The sequence below is a fragment of the Paenibacillus litoralis genome, assembly GCF_046244365.1.
In the GTDB taxonomy this organism is placed as follows: Bacteria; Bacillota; Bacilli; order Paenibacillales; family NBRC-103111; genus Paenibacillus_V.
The window spans coordinates 7,183,974-7,200,952 of record NZ_CP176395.1; the positions used below are offsets into that span (position 1 = coordinate 7,183,974).

Below are 16,979 nucleotides of genomic sequence, written 5' to 3' on the forward strand. Positions count from 1 at the left end.
CGATTCGCCACACGGAGGGGAAATTCCTTCTATTTGTTAAAAATGAAAAAACCGGCAATCGCCGGTTTTTCATTCGCATATCGGAAAGTAAATCCGCGGGTGCCGCTCTCCGCCTACGGTAAACGCCGGCGTCAAAAGACGCCGGCAGTCGTTTAGCGGTTCAGGCATTCGAGAATCAGCTTGTTGGCCAATCCCGGATTTGCTTTGCCTTTCATTTCTTTCATGACTTGTCCGACGAGGAAGCCGACGGCTTTATCCTTGCCGGCCTTGAAGTCGGCAACCGATTGCGGGTTGTTCGCGACAACCTGCTCGATAACCGCCATTATCGCGCCTTCGTCGCTGATTTGGACGAGCCCTTGCTCCTCGACGATCGTCTGCGGCGCCTTGCCGGTTTCGATCATCGCTTTAAAGACGGTTTTGGCGATTTTGCCGCTGATCGTGCCTTTCTCGATGAGCGCGATCATTTCGCCCAAACCTTGGCCGGTCAGCTTCACGTCGGCAAGCTCCAGGCCGTTCTGGTTGAGGAAACCGAGCAAATCGCCCATGATCCAGTTCGATGCCGCTTTGGCATCCTTCGTATACTGGAGCGCTTCTTCGAACAGGTCGGCTATTTTCTTCGATGACGTCAATACGCCCGCATCGTACTCAGGCAGCCCGTACTCGCTGATGTAGCGCGTGCGGCGCGCATCCGGCAGCTCCGGGATGGACGCTTGGATGCGGGTTTTCCATTCGTCGTCGATGAACACCGAGACCAGATCCGGATCCGGGAAGTACCGGTAATCATGCGCTTCTTCTTTGCCGCGCATCGAAATCGTTTTGCCCTGCGCTTCGTCCCAGCGGCGCGTCTCCTGCACGACCTTCCCGCCCGAATCGAGCACGTCCGCTTGGCGCTCCTCCTCGTATTCGAGTCCGCGCTGCACGCCGCGGAAGGAGTTCATGTTCTTGAGCTCGGCCCGCGTGCCGAACTCCGCTTGCTCCCATGGACGAATGCTGATGTTGGCGTCGCAGCGAAGCGAGCCCTGCTCCATCTTCACATCCGATACGTCGCAGTATTCCATGATCGCCTTCAGCTTCTCCAGATATGCCTTCGCTTCCTCGGGCGTCCGGATATCCGGCTCGGATACGATCTCGATAAGCGGGGTACCGACGCGGTTGAAGTCGACCAGCGACGCGTATCCGCCGTCCACGTGAGTGAGCTTGCCGGCGTCCTCCTCGAGATGGAGGCGGGTAATGCCGATCCGCTTCGTCTCGCCGTTCACTTCGATGTCGATCCAGCCGTGCTCGCCGATCGGTTTATCGTACTGGGAAATCTGGTACGCCTTCGGCGAATCGGGATAAAAGTAGTTTTTGCGGTCGAACTTCGTGGTCGTCGCCACTTGGCAGTTCAGCGCCATTGCGGCTTTCATCGCATATTCGACCGCTTGCTTGTTCAATACCGGCAGCACGCCGGGATGGCCGAGGCAAACCGGGCATGTATGCGTATTAGGCGGCGCTCCGAATTCGGTGGAGCAGCCGCAAAAGATTTTGGACTTCGTATGCAGCTCGACGTGTACCTCGAGCCCGACGACGGTTTCGTATTTGCGTTTCGTTTGTGTCATGATCCGCTGCCACCTCCCTACAATTGCGGCCGAAGCTTATGAAATTCGGTGTTCTGCTCGAATGCGTGAGCGGTACGCAGAACGGTAGCTTCGCCAAGCGCCATGCCGATAATCTGCAATCCGACCGGCATGCCGTCTACAAGGCCGCATGGTACGCTGATTGCCGGGATTCCCGCCAGATTGACGGGGATCGTTAAAATATCGTTTAAATACATCGTCAGCGGGTTGTCCACCTGCTCGCCGATTTTGAATGCCGGCGTCGGTGCCGTCGGCCCGATGATGACGTCATAGTTCGCAAAAACTTGATCGAAATCTTGCTTGATCAAAGTACGCACCTTCTGCGCCTTCAAATAGTAAGCGTCATAATAGCCGGAGCTGAGCGCGTACGTGCCGAGCATGATCCGGCGCTTCACTTCGGGACCGAACCCTTCGCTGCGGGATTTGCGGTACAGCTCGATAAGGTTCGTCGCATTAGCCGTCCGAACGCCGTAACGCACCCCGTCGAACCGCGCCAGGTTCGAGGACGCCTCGGAAGAGGCAAGCAGGTAGTAAGCGGCTACCGCATATTCCGTGTGCGGGAGCGATACTTCCTCCCACGTCGCGCCGAGTCCTTCCAGCACCTTCAAGGCGGACATGACGGATTCCTTCACGCGCGGATCCACGCCCTTGCCGATGTACTCCTTCGGCACGGCGATGCGCAGCCCTTTCACGTCACCGGAAAGCGCGCTGATGTAATCCGGAATTTCGACTTTTGCCGATGTCGAATCTTGAGGATCGTGCCCGGCGATCGCCTGCAGCACGTAAGCGGCGTCTTCGACGTTCTTGGTCAGCGGTCCGATCTGGTCCAGCGACGAAGCAAACGCTACAAGGCCGAAACGCGAAACGAGGCCGTAAGTCGGCTTCATGCCGACTACGCCGCAATAAGCCGCCGGCTGCCGAATGGAGCCGCCGGTATCGGAGCCGAGCGCGAAATAGACTTCGCCGGCGGCAACCGCCGCCGCGGAGCCACCGCTCGAACCGCCCGGAACGTACTCCGTGTTCCACGGATTGTACGTAGGGTGGAAGCCGGAGTTTTCATTGGAGCCGCCCATCGCGAATTCGTCCATGTTCAGCTTGCCGATCGTAACGGCTTGCGCCGACTTCAGCTTCTTCATGACGGTAGCGTCGTAGATCGCTTTATAGTTGGAAAGGAATTGGCTCGCGCAGGTGGTCAGCAAGCCCTCGGTTGCAATATTGTCCTTGATGCCGGCAGGCAGCCCGAACAACAGGCCGCGTTCGCCGCCTTGCTGCAGCTGCTCGTCCATCTGCTTCGCGGCAGCTTTGGCATTCTCCTCGTTCAGCGTCAGGAACGCCTTCACTTTACCGTCCACTTCGTTAATGCGGCGGTACGATTGATCGACCAGCTCGGAAACGGTTAGCTCCTTTTGGGCCAGCCGCTTATGTACGTCTTGTAATTTCAGCTCAAACAACGACAATCTGAGCAACCTCCTTTACGATTCGATTATTCCAGTACCGCAGGCACTTTGATTTGCCCTTCTTCTTCATCCGGCGCGTTCAGCATCACCTGTTCGATCGAAAGCGACGCACGCACTTCGTCTTCGCGCATGACGTTCGACAGAAGCATCGCATGACTCGTCGCTTCGACGCCATCGGTATCGAGCTCGTTCAGCTGGTCCGCATATTTCAAGATCTCGTTCAACTGCTCGGTAAGCATCTGCTTTTCTTCTTCCGCCAGCTCAAGCCGCGCCAGATTGGCGACATGCTCGACGTCTTTAATGGTAATACTCATCGGAAAGACACCTCTTTCTATTGATCCAACGGTCTTTTTCGCCAAAAAACGCTTTATTCATTATATCGGTTATGCTCGGACAAAAACAAGCAAATTGCGCGCGAATCCTGCACAGCGCCCTATGCGTCATGCAAGAGTGATGGCTAATTCGACGAAAAACGCGTCAAGCCGGCAGGCTGACCCTGCCGGCTTGCTTCTCACAGCGCCCGGTAGCGATTGAACATATGCATGCACAGCTTGGCGATTCCGTAAATGCCCAAGTAACCGGATGTCAGCAGAAAGAGGTCGTTCGTAAACAATTTGTGAATATCGGTCATAAACACGGTACCGTCGCGCCGTATTTCATATACCGCGAGAGCGGCGATGATTCCGGCGCATAGCGCGCATAAAAGCGCCGCCGCATCGATCAGAAAGCTCCATCTGCCGAACATCCACTGCAGCGCGATCAATAACAGCGGCAGCAGTATGACGGCTGCGGTCATGAGTAGGCCCATCCCGCAATCACCTCATTCACAGCTTATCCTTTTGCGGGCGGAACATACGTCATCCGGCTGCCGGACATCCCCGGTCGCTCTCTCCCGATCTGCCGTCCGTGCAAGCGCAGAGAAGCTTATTCCGCAAAAGCTCTCCCGGCAGGTTAAATAAGCGCAATCGCGAGCAAATCAAACAGCGCGAGCGGTACGATAGCGTCCCCGAAGCCAAAGCCGTTTCCATACCAAAAAGCCGAGGTTTTCGCTTTTTTGCCTTTTTTGACGGATAAGGTGCCTGCCCGGTCGGACGTATCGATATAGACGTTCCGTTCATCCACGCCGACGATCATGCCCTCGTAACGCGTCCCGTTCACGGTAACGACGGATACCCGGCGATGCATGAAGCGTTGACAAGCATAATATCTTTCATAGACATCCATCTCAATCCCTCCCCAATACTTCGTTATTGTACGGCAGGAAGAAAGAGTCCGTGAGGGCTGGAGTCCTGGCGGGAAAGCAAAAACCTGCCGGCAAGGCGATCGCCTTCGGCAGGTTTTTGCTTTCCGATTACCACGTAACGAACGGCTTCGAGCCCGGTGCCGGGTTCTGAAGCATGTCGACGAAAGGAATCGTGTAGGCGAACAAAATGAGCACCACGACCAGACCGATCCATACGCCCCACCGCTCGAACAGCTTCGGCGTATGCTCCGGCGCTTCCGCCGTTTCTCCGATCGGATATTCCGTGACCCCTTTCGGCTGATTAAGCAAGGCCACGATGTTGTAAATCATCAGGATGACGCCGGCGAACAGAATCATCCCCCCGACCGCCATCGCCACATGGTAAGGCATCCATCCCACTGCATCGGCATTGTCCGAATACGTGGTGTACGCGGTGCGGCGAGGCGACCCCAGCAAACCGACGGCATGCATCGGGCCCGACATGAAGAACATGCCGACCATCCAGATGATCGATTGGATAATGCCCAGCCGGTTCATCCGCGCCGTCAGCACGCGGCCCGTCATCGCCGGAATGAGCCAGTAGGTAATGCCGAAGAACGTCATCGCCACGCTCGTAGCCACCGTCAGATGGAAGTGGCCCGTTACCCAAAGCGTATTGTGCACGACCCCGTTCATCTGGTTGCTCGCATTGATAATGCCGCCCGCGCCGGCCGGAATGAAAATGAGCATGCCCATGAACGGAGCGAAAAAGCGGACGTCTTTCCATGGTAAAAACTTCAGCCAGCCGAACAAGCCCTTTGCGCCTTTGGAGCGGCCGAACGTCTCGAACGAGGCGAACAGCGAAAATGCGGTCATAAGCGACGGCACGACGACCATGAACGTCAGCACGACCTGAATATATTTCCATACGGATGGGATTCCCGGCTCCATCAGCTGATGGTGGAAGCCTACGGGAATCGAGAACAGCAGCAGCAGCAGAAACGACAGGCGAGCGAGCGAATCGCTGAAAATTTTGCCCCCGATAATTTTCGGAATAATGACATACCAGCACATGTACGCCGGCAGCAACCAAAAATAAACGAGCGGATGGCCGAAATACCAGAACAGCGTACGCGAAACCATCACGTCGATCGTGTCCACCCAGCCGAACGACCAAGGGATGAACTGTACGAGCACCGTAGCCGCTACGCCAAGCGTCGCGATCAGCCACATCAGCATCGTGACGACGGCCATGAACGAGAACAGCGGGGTCAGCTTGGACGGATTCGTTTTGCGCCACTGCTTGTAGTTGTAGAACATCCCGAAGCCGCTGAGCCAGCTGCCGACGACGAGGAGCGCAAGCGCAATGTAGAAATACGGCGATGCTTTCATCGGCGCGTAGAACGTATACAGGACGGTCGCCTGATTGAGCAGGATGCAGACGGTTGCGATCACCGTCCCCGCCGCCATCAGCGTAAAACCGGCCCAGCCCAGCTTGCGGGTGAGCGGCAGCAGCTTGCCGCCCAGCGTCTTGGTTACGCCGGAGTACATGAAGCCGATGATGAAAAAAGTCGTAAAGACGAGCGCCATCAGCACCCCGTGCGCGGTGAGCAGCTGGTAATAGCCGATGTTCAGCGGCAGCTCGATCATCCCGCCGCGGACGAGCCCCTGCAGCATGCCGGCAATGCCGCCCAGCAGCAGCGCCGCGAAGGCAAAAAAGATATGGACGAGCGTCAGTGCCGCATCGCTCCGCTCGAAGCGCAATTCATTCGTAAACACCGTATCGGCGAGCGATTTGGTTTCTTCGGGCATATAAGGTTCGCGTATGATCATCGTTTATCATCCTCTCTATTTCACAATGATCGTCGTGGCCATGAATTGATGGCCGACGCCGCAATACTCATTGCAAAGAATCAAATATTCGCCGGGCTTTTTGAAGGTGTAGGTCAAATGATTGATCTGGCCGGGAACGACCATCATGTTGACGTTCGTTCCGGGGATTTGAAAGCCGTGCACGACGTCCGTGCTCGTCACCTGAAAATGAATCGTAGCCCCTGCGGGAACCTCCATTTTCTCGGGATTGAAGCCGAAGGCGAGAGCAATCATATAGGCGTTGTATTCGTTGTCGCCGATTTTCTCAAGCCCCGGTTTGTCGAAGGGCGGCGTCTGCGCGACCTTCTCGGGATCGATCGTATGATGATGCTCCGAGGTCGGCGGCGCCATCCCTCTTGCGAACGTGCCGATTCCAAGCACGATCAGAAATACGGCCAGCATCGATAGCCCGAATACCAGCCACATTTTTTCAAGGCGGTGAATGTTCATTGTGGGTTCCTCCTAAACGTTTTGCGGATGCAAAACGACATCGTAAGCATAAGCCGCGTTTTCCGGCAGGAAAACGACTTCGTAAGCATAGACTGCGTTTTGCGGATGCAAAACGACTTCGTAAGCATAAGCCGCGCTTTCCGGCAGGAAAGCGGCCGGCGAATCATCGTAAGCTATTGCGCTCCGCTACGACCTTGCGATAAACAAGAAAAATACGGCCGCCCAGGTTACGACCAGGAATGCTCCCAGCAGCATAACCGACGCGAACGTTCCTCTCAGATCGTGGTCGTCGTGAGAATCTTTTCGTTTGCTCATAGCGCTGCCTTCCTTTCTGCTTGCGGATTCGGCCCTGCGCCAGAGCGGCGGGTCCGTCGAAGACAGCTTCATTGTACGTTGCGTCCGCATCCCGCTCTGTGACGGATGTCACAACAGGGCGCCGTGATTTGTTACACCTTTGTGTCCGATAAGCCAATCCGTCGGCAAGCGCCGTTCCTCACCGGCAAGGCTTGATTGCAGCGCCTGAACGGGTTTGAAGGCATTCCAAATCTGTGACATTTCTCACAAAAGACAAAAGCGGATTTTCGGTATACTACTACCAACAGGCTGGGAGGGATTCGAAATGGAGACGAACTGTCCGACTGCGCAACCGAACAATCCGATGGGGAACTCGCACTGCTTCTCGCAGGAGCATCTGCAGAAGCTGTTCGGCGCGATGCAGGCGGCGAAGGTGCCGGCGGGTACGTATTTGTATTGGGAAGGCGATGCGGCGGATAAGCTGTATTACGTCCGTTCGGGGAGAGTCAAAATGACGAAGGCGAACAGCGAAGGCAAGCAGTTTATGATGTACATGTTCCAGGAAGGCGATTTTTTCGGACAGCTCGATCCGTATTTCGATTCCAGGCAAGCCTTTAACGCGCTCACGGTGGAGGATTGCTGGATCGGCACGATAGCGAAGCCCGAGCTGGAGACGCTGCTATGGCAGCAAGGGGAGCTTGCGGTTGCGTTTATGAAGTGGATGGGGCTCATGCATCGCATGACGCAAACGAAATTTCGCGACATGATGCTGTACGGAAAGCCCGGCGCGCTATGCTCCACGCTGATCCGTATGGCCAACACGTTCGGCGCGAGGCAGGGTGACGACATTTTCATTTCGGAGAAGCTGACCAATACGGACTTGGCCGAATATATCGGCGCCGCCCGCGAAAGCGTCAACCGGATGCTGGCCGATTTGCGCAAAGCGAACGTGATTGAATACGAGAACGGCTATATTACGATTAAAAACATCGATTATTTAAGAAACATATGCCATTGCGACAACTGCCCGACGGAAATTTGCCGGCTGTAGCGCAGCGGCTTTTTTTCGTTTGCCGGCGACCTTTTTGGTTGCATGTTCGTTGAAAAACTTTTATGCTATCTTGTAAAGAACGACGTACATTTTCATTTAAGAAGGGAAGTATCAGCATGAGCGTACATCACGCCATTTCGGAACACTCACGCCGCCAAGCCTCGCGGATCGAAAACTTCAACCGGCTGGACGGCTTGCGCGAGCAGCATATCGAGGAAGCCGTTGCCAAATGCGTACGGGGGGAAGCGTTCACGGTTGCGGCCATTAACGAAATAACGGCGGCGATCAACGAGCTTGCAAGACAAGGCATCGTGCCGACTCGCCGATCAGTCACGGAGCAAATGGTGCGGGATTATGCGGAATCGTTAAAAAATAGCTAAAAATCCGGCGCTCGAGCAGCCTTACCGGATGTCCAGCTTCGTCAGAATCGCGTACTCGTCCGGGTAAATAAGCATGTGGGTCGTCAATCCGACGATCCTGAACAGCTTTTGATAGTGGGCGTTCATCCCGTAAGCGTACGTTTGGCGCCCCGCCTTCGCCCCGCTCCGAACAATGCGGATCAGCAGGGCGATTCCCGCGCTGTTGATATACGGCACTCCGGTAAAGTTCAAAATCAGACTCGTTCCGCCTTCGCCTAACGGCTCGTTCCATGCATGAAGGCCCAGCAGCCTTTCTTCCGCTTGCTTGGTCAAGTCGCCCTTCATATCGACGATAAGCGCGCTGCCTGCGCTGCGTACTCCTGCTTCAAACGATCCTTCCATCCCGATCCCCCTTAACGCTTCTCTGAAATTGAATTTCCATGTACGACTGCCCGTCTTCCGCTCCTACCCGGTATTCATCCGCCAGGGAAGCGATCAGGAACAAGCCCCAGCCGCGCGGATTTTCCGAATCCCAAGGGTCGGCTCCTCCTAGCTTGCCGTTCGGCAAGCCGATTCCTTGTCCCTCGTCATAGATGCGAAAAACGATCGTTTCATCGCTAGCCGTCATCGTCACGCGAACCCGTTTCCCGGATACGTTCGCATGCGCATGCTCGATTGCATTCAGGCAAGCTTCCGATACGGCAGTCGCCATATCCTCGATGCGATCCGCCGCTTCATGCATCTCTTGGACGGTTTCCCGTATCTGTTCGGTTATCGTTTTCTCCTGGCCGTAAATACTTTCGATCTGCCATTCCGCTTGCCGAGATTCGTCCGTTTCCATGCTTGCCCTCCTTTCCTTCAGAAGAAAGCAGTCCCATGCCGCTCCGCCCGACACTTGGAGTAAGGCCCAGAGGCCTGATGACTTACCCCAGCAGTTTGTTGCGTAACTCGGAATCCGGGAGGATGCCGTATTCGGTTCTTAGCATCGATTCCAGTCGGTCATACCATTCCCTAGCCTCGCTTTTGCGTCCTAGAGCCCGTACGGACCGGATCATCGCATGAAAGGCTTGCTCCTTGTATGGAGACAGACGAAGCCATGCCTTCGCGACCGATTCCGCCCGGTCGTACTGCTTACCGCCGTAAGCGGCTTCCCACAGTTTTTGCAGCAGGCCCTCCTGATCATCCAGCAGTTGCTCGCGCATCAAGTCCAGCCAGTCGGCGTTCAGCGCGGCCGGCAGCAGCTCCCCGTAAAGCTGGGACGCTTCCTCCATCAATTCGACGGCCAGCTCCTGCTCGCCGGCATTCCATAAGTTGCCGCCGACCTTGACGAGCGTCCGGTATTTCTCTACATCGACATAATCGAAATCGGCTTCGTTCAGCCTGATGACGCCGTCCTTGACGACAACGGCCTGCTTTAGTCCGAGGAACCGTTCCGCCGTTTGCCTGATTTGATGGACGCACACATAGATCTGATTCGATACTTTTTCGCCGCCGTTCTCATCCCCGCGAAACAGGACGGAGGCTACCTGATCCTTGGGAGCCGTGTAATTTGGCTGAAGGAGTAAATAAAGGAATAGTTCCTGCGCTTTTTTGCGTTTCCAAACAAGCCGCCGCACATCCTGACCTTCCCGAAAAAAAGAGAAGCCGTCGAAGCACTGAACTTTCCATGCCTTCGGCGGACGGCCTGTCTTCTCGTCCTCGTGCAGCCTCATATCCGCTTCGCGTTCCAGCGATGCGGCAAGCCGTTCCAGAAGCTCGGAAACGCTTCCGCCGCTCCGCAGCGCATTGATTCGTTCCAGCCACCGCTTCGTCTGACGACTGTCCCGCGCTGTCAGGCATGACTCCAGATGAGCGCAAGCGATGAGCCATTGCAGCCGGATGTCGCTTCTGTACTTCTCCCAATCTGCTAGGAGCAGCCGGGACTTGCCGCTATCGGCGCAGCCCGAGCGAAGCTCCGCTTGCAGAACCAGAAACTGCACAAACGCGGCGTGAAAGTAGTCGAGCTCCGCCAATCCGGATACCGTCTCCGCCTTCTCCAGAACGAGTGCCCACTGCCGGCTTCGCCCCGCATACGCGCAATCGAGAATCGCCGCATAGCCGTCCATGCTGCTGCTCTCCTGACCGGTCCCTTCCAGCATAGCGCGAAAGTCGGCCAGAGCGTCCTCGCCTGCGCCGGATTCCGCTGCGTATACGTCTGCAAGCAGCATATGGAAGGCGGTCTTGGACGCAAGAACGTGTTCCCCCTCACGCTCATACAGCCGGATGGCTTCGCGGTAGAGCCGCTTACAACTGCTCGCCGGCTTTCCGATCACCGGCCCAAACTCCGCCAGCACGCTCAGTACGGCAGCAGGCGTATGATCCTCCGCACGCCGGCGTTCCTCCTCCAGCTGAAAAAGCACGACTTCCGCTTCGCTCCTATCGCCGAGCCTCGCATGAATCGATGCAAGCAGCGCGCAAGCTATTTGAAAGGAAATGCTAAGTCCCTGCTCGAGGAACGATTTAACGGCAAGCTTCGCATATCCCTTAGCCATGGCGAGCTTCCCCTGCCCGCTTAGGTGTTCCGCATAGGCATGCAGTAAGGCCGGAGATTTGACGAGCAGCTTATCCGGAATTTCCGCAAGCAGCGCAGCCGGAACGACGGCTCCGTCCGCCGCCAGGCATTCCATGCGAAAGACCGCTTCATCGAAGCGCTTCTGTGCCAATAACCGTTCAATCGCTTCCATGTTAATCGATTCCCCTCTTGTCGGCCCCTTGACGCTATGGTTTACGTATTCGACGGATCGTTTGCCTTTCCTTTCCGGATAAAAACAAAAAACGCCAAATAATCATGGTTGGCGATTACCGGTTCGGTTACTCGTTTGGTGTCTGCTAAAACTCTGCAACAGGAAGTTATTCGAGGCATGGAACCAACTTCTACAAAGCATCGATTGAATCGACAATGAAAAAACGTTGCTCCATTACCATATGCACGGAATAACGGATTTTGAAGGCGTTATATTTTCGTTGCTGCCAATGAAGCGAGCTTAACGGATTGTGGAGGCGTTATTCGGTTGGTTTTAGCCCAACCACGGGAAATTCGTCCAGGATAAGACCCTCGCAGTCCGCTATGACTCGGTACGCCGGCTTCATTCGCTTTATAGCGCCTCTAAAATCCGCTAATAGTCGGATCAGGCGGCAAACAATTCTGCAATACGTATCCCTCCGCGTTATCCGCAAAAATAAAAAAAGACCGGCCGGCAGGCCGATCCGTTTCTTTAATAAATCCTGTACCAGGCTTATATTATGCCTTCAGGCTAACGATCATTTCCACTTCGGTCGATGCGCCTAGCGGCAACGTATGAATCCCGAGCGCGGCGCGCGCATGCTTGCCGGCTTCTCCGAACACGTCCACCAGCACTTGGCTGCCCGCGTTCATAATCGACGGATGCTCGGTAATATCCTCCGTGCAGCACAGGTATCCGGTTACTTTGACGATTTCCGCTACCTTCTCGAGACCCACTTCGCGATCCAGGGCATCCAGGCAATTGAGCGTGGACAAAGCCGCCGATTTCTGTCCTTCCTCGATCGTGACGTTGTCGCCGATCCGGCCTTTGTACAGCTGCTCGCCGGCGGTAAATGGCAAGTGGCCCGATACGTAAGCGATATTGCCGTTTACTTTCACGCCGATAAACGGACGTGTTGCCGGTGCTGCCGGCGACGGCTTAAAGCCGTATTGCGCTTTCAATGCTTCGAGCGTTTCACGATTCATGATTGTCGATTCCTCCAAATGGTTACTGCGGCTTTCCCGCTTGCTTCCGAAGTCCCGCGCCTTGCTAGATCCAAGCCCGCAAATTGACTTGTTTAATGAAGTCTTCCGTGCTGCCGACCTCTTTATTCGGCTCCTGCACAGGCTCCTCCGCCTCGCCGTTCATGAGAAAGCGGAACAGCGGCTCGTTCTTGGTCGCAAGCGCGTAGTCGATCAACGCCTCGCGCTCGATCCGGTCCGCCTCTTGCTGAAGCAGCAGCTCTTCCGTCTCGATGTCGTTCCCCACTACGAAAAAGTGCTTATTGACTTTGGGCACTCTCACCACGTATTCAAACACGTTGTCGGCATTGCGATCATGCGCGATAATATATCCGTACTCCCCGATCGGCAGATTCTGCTCGAACGTATCGGCAACGATTACGATTTTGGATCCTAAACGCAGCATGGATATCCCCCCTCCGTGCTTCCTATATGCAAAAAAATTCTAGCAAACTAGCAGTTGTCCATATCGTACTAAAAAAATGAAGAGGTGTCCAATGGATCAAGCCCCTCCGGAGAAAAAAATACGGCTTCTCGGCCTCATTCCGCTGATACTAGCAACCATTCTAGCGGGTACGTTTGCTTTTCTGCCCCAAGAGGCGTCGGCCCATCCCCTGAATAACGGCTATTCCACGCTTACGTTAGCCGGGAATAAGCTAGACTATGAACTGTTTATTCCGGAGCCGAGCCTCTTAACCTTCGACTCCGATCATGACGGCCGGGTCGTTATGGAGGAACTCTCGCAGCAGCACAACGAAATCGCCGCCTACATCGGGGATAACGTAAAGCTGACCGGCGGAGGCGAGGATTTATCGTACGCCCTGCTCTCCATGGAGAAGACGGACCGCGAGACCATTCCCGGCGTTCGTTTTCATCTGGTTTTTACTGGAGAAGACGCGATTTCCTCGTTTACTGTTCATTATAATCTATTATTTGACGACATAGACCCTCTGCATCTCAGTTTTTTGACGATTTTGGACAATGGCGACGTCGATCAGTACGTGCTGGAAACGGACGACAGGTGGTATCACTACGAGTCGCTTCATCCGCAAACGGCGCTTACTGTACTATGGCGCTACTTCGAGCTCGGAGTCGAGCATATTTTGACCGGATACGATCATTTGCTGTTTCTGTTCGCGCTCATTCTCATTTCCGCCAGATTCAAAGACGCCTTGGTCATCGTAACCGCCTTTACCGTCGCGCATAGCGTCACCTTGTTTCTCGCCGCTACGGGGCGCATCAACCTCCCGGGGGTATGGATCGAGTCGGCGATCGCGCTGAGTATTGCCTACGTCGCCGCAGAAAATATCGTCGTCCGTTCAAGCCGGTTCCGCTGGGGGCTCACCTTCCTGTTCGGTTTGATTCATGGGATGGGCTTTGCGGGTGCGCTCGCGGAAACCGGTCTCCCGGCCACGAACGTAGTCGGGACTCTGCTTGCCTTCAATGCAGGGGTGGAAACGGGGCAGCTGGCGATCGTCCTGCTTGCGCTTCCGCTGCTGCTGCGGCTGCGGCGTTTCGTCTGGTATCCGAGGCTGGTGACCGGTTTGTCCGTCATGATCGGGGGCGTGGCCGTATATTGGTTCGCGGAGCGGATCGGGTGGATCGGGTGAAGGGGAAAAGCCGATCATGCGAGAAGCCGGCTGCATGATCGGCAAACGAAGGTTTAGGCAAATAAAGACTTGCTTCTGAAAATGCGCACCGAGCATGCGACAAGCGCGGCTATAAGGACGACGGTTACGATCAGGCTCAGCGCGAAGCTGTCGCCGCCCTTCCCTTGCATCAGGAAGAGTCCCGCATGATCGGCAAGCTTGGACGGGCTCCACCGCATATATTTGGCGAACAAGCCGCCCGCGATCGACAGCGCCATAGCCGAAGCGACGGCAAGGAACGCAATGCCTCCCATCCCTTTCAAGCTCGCGCTCAGCAGAACCGTCAGCGAAACGACGAATGCAAGCCACAGCCCGTAGACGGCAAAGCTTGTTGCGACGCGGCCGACATCCACAGCGCCGAACAACAGATTGGTATAGTACCAGGCTCCCCCGTAGCCGGCCGCAAACGAAGCGATCGTAAGCAGCAATACGCCCGCCCACTTCGCGGTAATATACGACAGGTGTGACACCGGCTTCATCATAATCATGCCCGCCACACCGCTCGTCCGCTCGCCGGATACAACCGTCATGGAAGCGAGCACAAGGACTAGGATGCCGACCGAGCTGAACTGGGACAGTGTCTGAACGAGAACGGCCTCCGGCGCCGGCTGCGGGATTTCGATGACGGTGCCTTCAGGCAGACCGCCCATATTCTCGATAATTTGCGCCATATAATAGGTCGTTACCGGCTGCATGATGCCGAGCGCCAGGAAAACGAGCGGCACCCACAGCCATTTGGCGTTGCGCTTCATCTCTACCATCTCTTTGCCGAAAAGCGTCATCCATTGGCTCATCATGCTCTCACCGCTTTCATAAATAAATCCTCCAAGGATGCCTGCGCCACTTCGAATTTCACGACCGGTACGCTGCCAGCCACGAGCTGCTCCAACAGCCTGCGGTTGGCCTCGCGGATATCGTTCACGTAAACGCGAGCCGTTCGGCCGTTCAACTCCACCTCTTCGACATACGGCTGCCCGCCGATTGCGGCTGCCCACTTGCGAAGCGGCTCTTCCGCGTCCGATTCGATCGTCACGATCGGCTGCCGGCTTGTCTCCCTGATCTCTTGCAGGCTGCCGGCCGCCGCAATCGTTCCGCGATTCATAATCAGCACGTCGTCGCATATTTCCTCCGCATCGTGCAGCACATGCGTCGAGAACAAAATGGTCGTTTCCTTGCGGATCTGCCGCATCATATCAAGCACCTCGCGCCGGCCGATCGGATCGAGCGCGGACACCGGCTCGTCGAGCATGAGCAGCTTCGGCTTGTGAATAAGCGCCTGCGCAATGCCGAGCCGCTGACGCATGCCGCCGGAGTAGCCGCCGATTTTGCGGTTGCCTGCGGCGCTAAGCCCGACGAGCTCCAGCAGCACGTTCGCCCGTTCCTTCAGCTGCCCCGACTGCACGAATGCAAGCTTGCCGACGTATTCGAGAAACTCCCGCCCCTTCATCCAATTGTAGAAGGCCGGATACTGGGGCAAATAGCCGATATGCTGCCTAAGATCCTTGGCCGGTATGCCCGGGAATGCGATGCTCCCGTCCGTCGGCGGAAGCAAACCCGCCAGCATTTGCAGCGTCGTCGTTTTGCCCGCTCCGTTCGGTCCGAGCAGCGCGACGCAGTGCCCCTCGGCAATATCGAAGCTAATTTTGTTTACGGCCGGCGTTTCCCCGAACCGTTTGACCAAATCTTTGACCCGCAGCAGTGCCATCAGTCGTTTCTCCTTCCAACCGTAAAGAATAATACCGGCCCGATCAGGCTAATGAATATAATGATGAGCGCCCACATCCATTTCGGGCCGTTCGTCCGCTCCGCTCTGATACAGCCGACAAGCGCCGTAACCATCAGAATGAACTGAATGGCTATCAGAGGGGCTACCAATCCCCAGTTAATTGACATGCTCCATCCCTCCAAACGATCTTTCCTTATATCATTCGGTTAAACGTCCGATCCGCCCCGCGGCCTGCGGAACGGCTTTCGCACGACAAGCCAATACACGATCAGCGGCATCGGGCACTGGATCAGCCCCCACAGCCCCCATAGCCATGGGGAAGCGCCTCTTTTGCGCGAATCCAGAAAGAGCCAGCTTCCCTGCAATAGCAGGATCACGCAAACGCCGATCAAAATGTAAATCGTCGATCCGGTAAGCTGCGGGTTCGTCATGCGTCCTCCACCCGCTTTCTGCGGTGCCGCGCAATGACGACGGGCACAGCCAAGAGAGCGGCCGCCTGAACGCCGATCCATACCCCGGGCGCGCTGGCCAAGACGGCGATCGTGCCTGCCAGTATGCAAACCGCAACGATCATAAATATAGCGAGATCGCGGTAAAGCCGCCTCCGGAGCGTCTGCCGGTGCTCGGCTAGCTGTTGTCCCAGCTGCGCGAGACTTGGCGGAAAAACGGGAACGCTTCGCTCCAAATGCTCCAAGCCGTTTTGCATCCGCTGGATGATTTCCCTATCCTCTTCCAATCCGAGCGTCTCGTCTTCCGTTACCGGCTTAAGGCTTTCTTCGCTGCTTTTACCGGATTTCGGATATTTCGGGTTCATGGGCGACCAGCTCCTTTCTTAAAGTTTGAATGCCGCTGTGGATTCGCGATTTGACGGTGCCGGACGGAATATCGAGCATTGCGCCGATTTCGTCGTACGTATAGCCGTAATAATGCTTCAGAATGATCGGCATGCGAAAGTCGTTCGGCAGCTCGCCGAGCGCATCCAGCACCTCCGGCCATTCGTCCCCGCGGCCATGGGCTTGCCATTTCAGCTTGCGCAGCGAGTGCTCCTCGGCCAGCAGCGCTTGCTCCCGCTTCTTCCTGCGCAAGGAATCGATATATAGTCTCGTAGCAATCGTGACCAGCCAGGTCGAAAATTTGGATTGCCCGTTGTACAGCTTGATTTTCTCCATGCACTTCAGCATCGTATCCTGCGCCAAATCTTCGGCAAGATGGGGCTGAAGCGTTATCTTGATCAATACGTGCACGAGAAAGGAGTAATGCTTGTGAAGCAGCGCGGCGAGCGCTTGATGATCTCCTTTTTGCGCTTGCCTGATCAAGGCCTGTTCTTCCGCTTCCAAACCGTCCGACTCCTCCTTTCATGCGTGCCTGCTACACCCATGTCTCCATTGTTTGATTTCGATTGCATTGATTATACGACGGGCGACCGGAAATCGTTCGGCGCGATGAAAAAAAATTTGAAACCTTTCATCAGGCAGACAGAAATAGGCCGCCTCCCGCAT

22 protein-coding genes are annotated in these 16,979 nt (G+C 55.7%); 3 read left to right on the plus strand and 19 right to left on the minus strand.

Annotated features, from left to right (window positions below):
• Positions 1–152: 152 nt before the first annotated feature.
• The 8 genes from gatB to ACKGJP_RS30290 all read right to left on the minus strand — a co-directional run bounded on the left by gatB (position 153) and on the right by ACKGJP_RS30290 (position 6,932).
• Entirely contained in the window at positions 153–1,598 is a 1,446-nt protein-coding gene (gene gatB / locus ACKGJP_RS30255; protein WP_409342471.1) for an Asp-tRNA(Asn)/Glu-tRNA(Gln) amidotransferase subunit GatB, read from the minus strand.
• Between the two features lie 17 nt (positions 1,599–1,615).
• Positions 1,616–3,073 carry an Asp-tRNA(Asn)/Glu-tRNA(Gln) amidotransferase subunit GatA gene (gene gatA / locus ACKGJP_RS30260; RefSeq protein ID WP_409342472.1) on the minus strand — a complete coding sequence of 486 codons (1,458 nt, stop codon included), beginning with the start codon at positions 3,071–3,073 and terminating at the stop codon, positions 1,616–1,618.
• A gap of 26 nt (positions 3,074–3,099) precedes the next feature.
• The gene (gene gatC / locus ACKGJP_RS30265) at positions 3,100–3,387 is read right to left on the minus strand and encodes an Asp-tRNA(Asn)/Glu-tRNA(Gln) amidotransferase subunit GatC (protein WP_409342473.1); all 288 of its coding nucleotides are present in this window, start codon (positions 3,385–3,387) and stop codon (positions 3,100–3,102) included.
• A 197-nt stretch (positions 3,388–3,584) separates the two neighbouring features.
• Positions 3,585–3,881 (minus strand): transposase, encoded by a 297-nt coding sequence (locus ACKGJP_RS30270; protein WP_409342474.1) that lies wholly within the window; start codon positions 3,879–3,881, stop codon positions 3,585–3,587.
• A gap of 143 nt (positions 3,882–4,024) precedes the next feature.
• Complete coding sequence (locus ACKGJP_RS30275) at positions 4,025–4,297, minus strand: hypothetical protein (protein WP_409342475.1); 273 nt, start codon at positions 4,295–4,297, stop codon at positions 4,025–4,027.
• A gap of 127 nt (positions 4,298–4,424) precedes the next feature.
• Positions 4,425–6,107 carry a b(o/a)3-type cytochrome-c oxidase subunit 1 gene (locus ACKGJP_RS30280; RefSeq protein WP_409347293.1) on the minus strand — a complete coding sequence of 561 codons (1,683 nt, stop codon included), beginning with the start codon at positions 6,105–6,107 and terminating at the stop codon, positions 4,425–4,427.
• 36 nt (positions 6,108–6,143) lie between these two features.
• Positions 6,144–6,617: a cytochrome c oxidase subunit II gene (locus tag ACKGJP_RS30285; RefSeq protein ID WP_409342476.1), complete on the minus strand. Its 474-nt coding sequence runs from the start codon at positions 6,615–6,617 to the stop codon at positions 6,144–6,146.
• Positions 6,618–6,803: 186 nt separating this feature from the next.
• Positions 6,804–6,932, minus strand: a complete 129-nt coding sequence (locus tag ACKGJP_RS30290) for a cytochrome c oxidase subunit 2A (protein ID WP_409342477.1) — start codon at positions 6,930–6,932, stop codon at positions 6,804–6,806.
• Positions 6,933–7,236: 304 nt separating this feature from the next.
• On the opposite strand from ACKGJP_RS30290, the gene ACKGJP_RS30295 reads away from it, so the two are divergent.
• On the plus strand, positions 7,237–7,962 hold the full coding sequence (locus ACKGJP_RS30295; protein ID WP_409342478.1) for a Crp/Fnr family transcriptional regulator: 726 nt from the start codon (positions 7,237–7,239) through the stop codon (positions 7,960–7,962).
• Between the two features lie 116 nt (positions 7,963–8,078).
• Positions 8,079–8,342, plus strand: coding sequence for a DUF2533 family protein (locus ACKGJP_RS30300; protein WP_409342479.1), 264 nt, complete (start codon positions 8,079–8,081; stop codon positions 8,340–8,342).
• A 21-nt stretch (positions 8,343–8,363) separates the two neighbouring features.
• Here the strand turns inward: ACKGJP_RS30300 and ACKGJP_RS30305 are convergent, their stop codons facing one another.
• The 5 genes from ACKGJP_RS30305 to ACKGJP_RS30325 all read right to left on the minus strand — a co-directional run bounded on the left by ACKGJP_RS30305 (position 8,364) and on the right by ACKGJP_RS30325 (position 12,511).
• Positions 8,364–8,723 carry an STAS domain-containing protein gene (locus tag ACKGJP_RS30305; RefSeq protein WP_409342480.1) on the minus strand — a complete coding sequence of 120 codons (360 nt, stop codon included), beginning with the start codon at positions 8,721–8,723 and terminating at the stop codon, positions 8,364–8,366.
• A complete protein-coding gene (locus ACKGJP_RS30310; RefSeq protein ID WP_409342481.1) occupies positions 8,707–9,162 on the minus strand; it encodes an ATP-binding protein in 456 nt (151 codons plus the stop codon). The genes ACKGJP_RS30305 and ACKGJP_RS30310 overlap by 17 nt, the downstream gene beginning before the upstream one ends.
• 82 nt (positions 9,163–9,244) lie before the next feature.
• Positions 9,245–11,044 (minus strand): BTAD domain-containing putative transcriptional regulator, encoded by a 1,800-nt coding sequence (locus ACKGJP_RS30315; RefSeq protein WP_409342482.1) that lies wholly within the window; start codon positions 11,042–11,044, stop codon positions 9,245–9,247.
• Between the two features lie 557 nt (positions 11,045–11,601).
• Positions 11,602–12,069: a RidA family protein gene (locus ACKGJP_RS30320; protein ID WP_409342483.1), complete on the minus strand. Its 468-nt coding sequence runs from the start codon at positions 12,067–12,069 to the stop codon at positions 11,602–11,604.
• Positions 12,070–12,133: 64 nt separating this feature from the next.
• Positions 12,134–12,511, minus strand: coding sequence for an ATPase (locus ACKGJP_RS30325; protein ID WP_409342484.1), 378 nt, complete (start codon positions 12,509–12,511; stop codon positions 12,134–12,136).
• A gap of 91 nt (positions 12,512–12,602) precedes the next feature.
• Between ACKGJP_RS30325 and ACKGJP_RS30330 the strand changes: the two genes are divergently transcribed.
• Entirely contained in the window at positions 12,603–13,715 is a 1,113-nt protein-coding gene (locus ACKGJP_RS30330) for a HupE/UreJ family protein (protein ID WP_409342485.1), read from the plus strand.
• Between the two features lie 53 nt (positions 13,716–13,768).
• Here the strand turns inward: ACKGJP_RS30330 and ACKGJP_RS30335 are convergent, their stop codons facing one another.
• Genes ACKGJP_RS30335 through sigY form a run of 6 tightly spaced genes read right to left on the minus strand, consistent with a single transcriptional unit; the run spans position 13,769 to position 16,817 of the window.
• Entirely contained in the window at positions 13,769–14,551 is a 783-nt protein-coding gene (locus ACKGJP_RS30335) for an ABC transporter permease (RefSeq protein WP_409342486.1), read from the minus strand.
• A complete protein-coding gene (locus ACKGJP_RS30340; RefSeq protein WP_409342487.1) occupies positions 14,548–15,459 on the minus strand; it encodes an ATP-binding cassette domain-containing protein in 912 nt (303 codons plus the stop codon). The genes ACKGJP_RS30335 and ACKGJP_RS30340 overlap by 4 nt, the downstream gene beginning before the upstream one ends.
• A complete protein-coding gene (locus ACKGJP_RS30345; protein WP_409342488.1) occupies positions 15,459–15,647 on the minus strand; it encodes a PLD nuclease N-terminal domain-containing protein in 189 nt (62 codons plus the stop codon). Before ACKGJP_RS30345 ends, ACKGJP_RS30340 begins: the two co-directional genes overlap by 1 nt.
• Positions 15,648–15,686: 39 nt before the next feature.
• The gene (locus tag ACKGJP_RS30350; RefSeq protein ID WP_409342489.1) at positions 15,687–15,911 is read right to left on the minus strand and encodes a sigmaY antisigma factor component; all 225 of its coding nucleotides are present in this window, start codon (positions 15,909–15,911) and stop codon (positions 15,687–15,689) included.
• On the minus strand, positions 15,908–16,294 hold the full coding sequence (locus ACKGJP_RS30355; RefSeq protein ID WP_409342490.1) for a YxlC family protein: 387 nt from the start codon (positions 16,292–16,294) through the stop codon (positions 15,908–15,910). The genes ACKGJP_RS30350 and ACKGJP_RS30355 overlap by 4 nt, the downstream gene beginning before the upstream one ends.
• The gene (gene sigY / locus ACKGJP_RS30360) at positions 16,266–16,817 is read right to left on the minus strand and encodes an RNA polymerase sigma factor SigY (protein WP_409342491.1); all 552 of its coding nucleotides are present in this window, start codon (positions 16,815–16,817) and stop codon (positions 16,266–16,268) included. Before sigY ends, ACKGJP_RS30355 begins: the two co-directional genes overlap by 29 nt.
• Positions 16,818–16,979 lie beyond the last annotated feature (162 nt).